The sequence below is a fragment of the Actinomadura logoneensis genome (assembly GCF_003428695.1).
GTDB lineage: Bacteria > Actinomycetota > Actinomycetes > Streptosporangiales > Streptosporangiaceae > Spirillospora > Spirillospora logoneensis.
In genome coordinates this window covers 1-4,307 of the sequence record NZ_QURH01000795.1, presented here as the reverse complement: position 1 = coordinate 4,307, position 4,307 = coordinate 1, and the positions used below count along the sequence as shown (strand labels likewise).

At 74.9% G+C, this 4,307-nt stretch carries 5 protein-coding genes; 3 read left to right on the top strand and 2 right to left on the bottom strand.

Going from position 1 to position 4,307, the window contains the following annotated elements; translation table 11 throughout:
• Positions 1–53 precede the first annotated feature (53 nt).
• Positions 54–1,139, bottom strand: coding sequence for a succinyldiaminopimelate transaminase (gene dapC, locus DZF91_RS27575; protein WP_117360057.1), 1,086 nt, complete (start codon positions 1,137–1,139; stop codon positions 54–56).
• 101 nt (positions 1,140–1,240) lie between these two features.
• A complete protein-coding gene (gene fdxA, locus DZF91_RS27570) occupies positions 1,241–1,567 on the bottom strand; it encodes a ferredoxin (RefSeq protein WP_117360056.1) in 327 nt (108 codons plus the stop codon).
• A 111-nt stretch (positions 1,568–1,678) separates the two neighbouring features.
• Here fdxA and DZF91_RS27565 point away from each other — a divergent pair, with 111 nt between their 5' ends.
• From DZF91_RS27565 to DZF91_RS27555, 3 genes are all read left to right on the top strand, one after another.
• Entirely contained in the window at positions 1,679–1,933 is a 255-nt protein-coding gene (locus DZF91_RS27565; RefSeq protein ID WP_117360055.1) for a putative acetyltransferase, read from the top strand.
• Between the two features lie 337 nt (positions 1,934–2,270).
• The gene (locus tag DZF91_RS27560; RefSeq protein WP_117360054.1) at positions 2,271–2,891 is read left to right on the top strand and encodes an ATP-binding cassette domain-containing protein; all 621 of its coding nucleotides are present in this window, start codon (positions 2,271–2,273) and stop codon (positions 2,889–2,891) included.
• Positions 2,891–4,307, top strand: a 1,417-nt coding sequence (locus DZF91_RS27555; RefSeq protein ID WP_199486939.1) for a YhgE/Pip domain-containing protein, incomplete at its 3' end; no start/stop codon positions are given. The genes DZF91_RS27560 and DZF91_RS27555, both read left to right, overlap by 1 nt.

The window sequence follows — 4,307 nt, the reverse complement described above, 5'->3', positions numbered from 1 at the left end:
CGGCCGATGGCGGGTCGCGCCATCGGCCGGCCCTCACGGGACGGACGCCGGGGTCAGAGCCGCGCGGCGGCGGCCTCGACGCGCTCGTCGGTCGCGGTGAAGGCGATCCGGACGTGCTGCGAGCCGGCGCGGCCGTAGAAGTCCCCTGGCCCGACAAGGATGCCGAGCGCGGCCAGGTGGGCCAGGGTGTCCCAGCACGACTCGTCCCGGGTGGCCCACAGGTACAGGCTCGCCTCGGAGTGGTCGATGCGGAACCCGTGCCGCTCGAACGCCTCCCGCAGGACGGCGCGGCGGCGGGCGTACCGGGCGTGCTGCTCGCGGACGTGCCGGTCGTCGTCGAACGCGGCGCGCATCGCGGCCTGCACCGGCGCCGGGACGATCATCCCCGCGTGCTTGCGCACCTCCAGCAGCCGCTTCACCAGGCCGAGGTCACCGCTGACGAACCCGGCCCGGTACCCGGCGAGGTTGGACCGCTTGGACAGCGAGTTCAGCACGAGCAGGCCCTGGTGGGAGCCCTCGCAGACGTCCGGGTGCAGGATCGAGACGGGCGGGTTGTCCTCGTCCCAGCCGAACTCGACGTAGCACTCGTCGCTGGCGACGATCGCGCCGCGCGCACGGGCCCACGCCACGACCTTGCGCAGGTGCTCGACGGGCAGCACCTTGCCGGTCGGGTTGGACGGCGAGTTCACCCAGACCAGCTTCGGCGTCTCGGGGCCGAGCGACAGTAGCGAGTCGGTGGCCATGGACTCCGCGCCGGCCAGCCGGGCGCCGACGTCGTAGGTCGGGTACGCGAGCGCCGGGAAGGCGACCTTGTCGCCCGGCCCGAGGCCGAGCAGCGTCGGCAGCCAGGCGACCAGCTCCTTGGTGCCGACGACCGGGAGGACGGCGTCCGGGTTGGCGTCCACCACGCCGAGGCGGCGGCGCATCCAGCCCGCGACGGACTCGCGCAGCTCGGGCGTCCCGTACGTCTGCGGGTAGCCGGGGGCGTCGGCCGCCGCGCGCAGCGCCTCGCGGACCGGCTCGGGGGTGGGGTCGACCGGGGTGCCGACCGACAGGTCGACGATCCCGTCCGGATGGGCGGCGGCGCGCTCCTTGTACGGCGCGAGCCGATCCCATGGGAAGTCCGGCAGCGTGAGCAAAACCCACCCCTCCTGTCACACGAGAGAAAAAAGGGCCGCGACCTCCTGACGAGGCCACGGCCCGACGGCTCAAACCGAACCGGGGGGCTTCCCGGCCGCGGTCACTCCTCGGAGGACTGCGGGGGCAGCGCGGCGACGATCGGGTGGTCCTTCTCGATCTTGCCGACCTTCGAGGCGCCGCCCGGGGAGCCGAGGTCGTCGAAGAACTCCACGTTCACCTTGTAGAAGTCCTTCCACTGCTCGGGGACGTCGTCCTCGTAGTAGATGGCCTCCACCGGGCAGACCGGCTCGCAGGCGCCGCAGTCAACGCACTCGTCGGGGTGGATGTAGAGCATCCGCTTGCCCTCGTAGATGCAGTCGACCGGGCACTCCTCGATGCATGCCTTGTCGAGCAGGTCCACGCAGGGCTGCGCAATGACGTAGGTCACGTCAGTGACTCCTCTCGGGTTACCGGCCCCGCCGCACGTCACGGCTCACCGCAAGCTCGCTGTGAATAGTATTGCCATCACCGCACGGTCGATTCGACATGGGGGTCGCACATGCCAGGGCGTATCGGCGCGCGGCTGGTGGTCTCCGTCACACCGGCCGACGTCGGCGAGCGGGTCTCGCTGCGCCGCCGTCTGCCAACGGGAGAGTACAGCGACGTGGTCGGCGTGCTCGAATCCTGGTCCGGCGGGCTGCTGAGGGTCCGCCGCCGGGGCGGTGAGCTGGTGGACGTCGCCGAGAGCGTCGTCGTCGCGGGCAAGGTCGTCCCGCCCATCCCGCCGCCCAAGCGCCGCCCCCGCCCCGAGTAGCCGCCCGTCCGCGGGCCCACACCCGCCGACCTGCTCTTTTCCCGTCCGCAAGCGGACAGGGACGCGCAACTTCGCGGACGCTCCCGGGTGAAGCGACGCCGAGCTTCGCGGACGCTCCCGGGGGAAGGGACGCGGAGCTCGCGGACGCGTCCGGGGGTAAGCGACGCCGAGTTTCGCGGACGCTCCCGGGTGAGCCTCGCGGGCGCGCGTCCGGGCGACGGGACGGCGGGAGCTTGCGCCCGAGAGGCGGCAAAGGTTCGGTGAAGATCGCGGGTTCGCCGCCGTTTCGGCGGTATGGGCGGGAACGCCCTCCGGAAGGAGTTTCCGGGGGGTCGATATGGAAGCCGTACTCGCGGCCGACGGGCTCGGCGTGCGGACGCGCCGGGGCCCGGTGTTCTCCGGGGTGACGGTCAGGGCCGCGCCGGGCGAGGTCCTGGCGGTGTCCGGGCCCGGCGGCAGCGGGCGCACCTCGCTGCTGCTCACGCTGGCCGGGCGGATGCGTCCGGCGGACGGCGCGCTGGTCGTCGCGGGCGCTTCGGCCCCGGCCGGGATCCGCGCCCGGGTCGGCGTCGCGCGGGTGACCGGGGCCGCCGAGCCCGAGCCCGGACTGCGCGTCCGGCAGCACGTCGGCGAGCGCCGGCTGTCCCTGCGCGATCCGGGCGACTTCGCCGACGCCCGCAAGGTCGTGGGGCTGGACGCCGCCGACCACGAGCTGGTCCGGGACCTGCCGGACGCCGAGACGACCCGGCTCGCCCTCGCCCTCGCGCTGCTGGACGACGTCCCGGTGATCGTCCTGGACGACCTGGACCGGGGCGCGGACGCCGCCGAGCAGGTCGCGCTGTGGGCGGCGGCGCGGCGCGCGGCGGACACCGGCCCCGCCGTCGTCGCGACGGTCCTCGAACCGTCCCCGGCGCACGGCCTCGCCGACCGCCACGTCCTGCTCGGGGGCGGCGCGTGATGCGGGCGCTGCGCCTCGCCCCCTACGAGCTGCTGCGCTTCCGGACGCCCCTGCAGCGGCTCGCGCTGGCGTTCGCCGTCCTCGTCCCGACCATCTACGGCGGGATCTACCTGTGGTCCAACTGGGACCCCTACCAGCGGCTCGGCCGGGTCCCCGTCGCGGTGGTGAACGAGGACCGGCCCGTCCAGGCGGAGGGACGGACCATCGACGCGGGCGCGGAGTTCGTGTCGGAGCTGCGCAGGGCCCGGTTCCTCGGCTGGCACTTCACGGGCGCCGGGGACGCCGCCGACGGCCTGCGGCACGGCCGCTACTACGCCGTGATCACCGTCCCGCCGGACTTCAGCGAGCGGCTGACCAGCGGCGCGTCCGGATCGCCGGAGCGGGCCGCGATGTCGATCCGGCTGGACGACTCCAACAACTACCTGGTCGGCGTCATGGCGAAGACCGTGCAGTCCGAGCTGGAGCGCAAGATCTCCGCGGCGGCCATCAGCGCCTACTTCGAGGCCGCGTTCGGCAGGCTCGCGCAGCTCCACAGCGGCATCTCGGACGCGGCGGACGGCGCGGCCAGGCTCCGCGACGGCCTGACCACCGCCAAGCAGGGATCGGAGCAGCTCGTGGACGGTCTGGGCCAGGCCAGGCAGGGCAGCGCCGCGCTCGTCGGCGGCCTGGGCCAGGCGAGCACCGGAACGGCGCAGCTCGCCGGAGGGCTGGCGCAGCTCAAGCAGGGGTCGTCCCAGCTCGCGCCGGGTGCCGCGCAGGTCGCCGGGGGCGTGCACCAGTTGGCGTCCACGGCCGTCCCGCTGGCGGAGACCGCCGCCGCGGCACTGCCCGGCCTGGCGGACCGGACCGCCGCCGTGACCCGGGACGCCGCCCGGCTGACGTCGCTCGCGTCCGACCTCACGCAGCGGATCGCCCGGGACACCGCCGCCGTCTCCGGATGGCTGCGCGCGGCCGCCGCACGGCATCCCGGAATCGCGACGAGCCCGACCCTCCGGAACGTCCAGACCGCTCTGCGGACCGTGAACGGGACCGTCGAGGACGGCCTCCGCCGCCTGGCGTCCCGTCATCCCGCCGTCGCCCGGACCAGCGGCTACGCGACGGCCCTCGGTCTCGCGCGCGGCCTGGACGCGACGATGCCCGCGATGCTGCACCGGCTCGCCGCCCGCTACCGCATCCCCGCCGACGAGCCGCTCTACCGGGCGCTGCTCGACGCCGCCGACGCGGTCGCCGCGCGGGCCGCCGAGATCGCCCGGACGACCGCGCACGTCAACGGCGTCGCGGCGGGCCTGAGCGCCGACGCGCGCGGTTTCCAGCGGGTCGTCCCGGCACTGCGGTCGCGGCTGCTGGAGGGCGCGTCCGGGCTCCGCGCCCTCGACCGGGGCGCGGCGGCCGTCGCGACCGGCGCGCGGCGCCTCG

Bases quoted from the DNA above. Each gene is read 5' to 3' on its own strand.
- DZF91_RS27565 (WP_117360055.1), top strand. From the start codon at position 1,679: ATGCCAGGGCGTATCGGCGCGCGGCTGGTGGTCTCCGTCACACCGGCC.
- DZF91_RS27560 (WP_117360054.1), top strand. From the start codon at position 2,271: ATGGAAGCCGTACTCGCGGCCGACGGGCTCGGCGTGCGGACGCGCCGG.